Raw genomic sequence first — 1,052 nt, forward strand, 5'->3', positions numbered from 1 at the left:
GGCTTTGTTGCGCAAAGGCGAGGTGAGGGATTCATCTTGTGAATCCAGCGTGGTAGCTGGCCTGCATGAGCAGACCAATCCCGCCGAGCTACAAGACGAAGAACTGGCCGGCCTACAACGAAGCGCTGAAGCAGCGCGGCTCCCTGACGATCTGGTTCGATCCGGACATGGCCTGGGTGCCGAGGCCGACCGGCATGCGAGGCCGGCAGCCACAGTATAGCGATGCCGCGATCCGGACATGTCTGACGATGAAAGTCCTCTTTGGCATGGCCCTCCGGCAAACGACAGGGTTCGTCGAAAGCCTCCTACGGTTGGTGGGCCTGGACTGGGCGGTGCCGGATTTCAGCACGCTGAGCCGGCGCCAGAAATCCTTGGCTGTGAATATTCCCTACCGGGGCTCCCAGGGGCCGCTGAACCTTCTGATCGACAGCACCGGCATCAAGGCAGAGGGCGAGGGCGAATGGCACGCCCGCAAGCATGGTGGCGCGAAACGCCGCCTATGGCGCAAGATACACATCGGCGTCGACGAGCAGACGCTGGAGATCCGAGCCATCGAAGTCACCGGCAGCAACGTCGGTGACGCGCCGATGTTGCCCGAACTGCTCGGCCAGATCCCTGACGACTTAGAGATCGGGTCGGTCACCGCAGACGGCGCCTACGACACGCGCAGGTGCCACGATGCCGTCGCCGAACGCGGCGCCCAAGCCGTCATTCCGCCACGCAAGAACGCCAAACCGTGGAAGCCCTCGACGGCCGGCGCGATTGCCCGGAACGAGGCGCTACGCGCATCGAAATACCTCGGCCGCGCGATCTGGCGAAAATGGAGCGGTTACCACCGCCGAAGCCGCGCCGAGACGAAGATGCATTGCGTGAAGCTGCTGGGGCAGAGCCTAATGGCGCGCGACTTCGATCGTCAGGTCGCCGAACTCCAGATCCGCGCCGCCGTGCTCAACGGCTACACCGCGCTTGGCATACCTGTCACAGAACCCGTGGGATAAGTGCGTCCGGGGAAAGGGGAGGTTCGCGCTTCACCCTCTTTGCGCAACAAAGCC

At 63.7% G+C, this 1,052-nt stretch carries 1 protein-coding gene; it reads left to right on the forward strand.

Going from position 1 to position 1,052, the window contains the following annotated elements; genetic code table 11:
• Window positions 1–65: 65 nt before the first annotated feature.
• Window positions 66–998 (forward strand): IS5 family transposase, encoded by a 933-nt coding sequence (locus BLW27_RS20530; protein WP_089886603.1) that lies wholly within the window; start codon window positions 66–68, stop codon window positions 996–998.
• Window positions 999–1,052 lie beyond the last annotated feature (54 nt).

It is taken from the genome of Citreimonas salinaria (assembly GCF_900107235.1).
In the GTDB taxonomy this organism is placed as follows: Bacteria; Pseudomonadota; Alphaproteobacteria; order Rhodobacterales; family Rhodobacteraceae; genus Citreimonas; species Citreimonas salinaria.

Bases quoted from the DNA above. Each gene is read 5' to 3' on its own strand.
- BLW27_RS20530 (WP_089886603.1), top strand. From the start codon at position 66: ATGAGCAGACCAATCCCGCCGAGCTACAAGACGAAGAACTGGCCGGCC.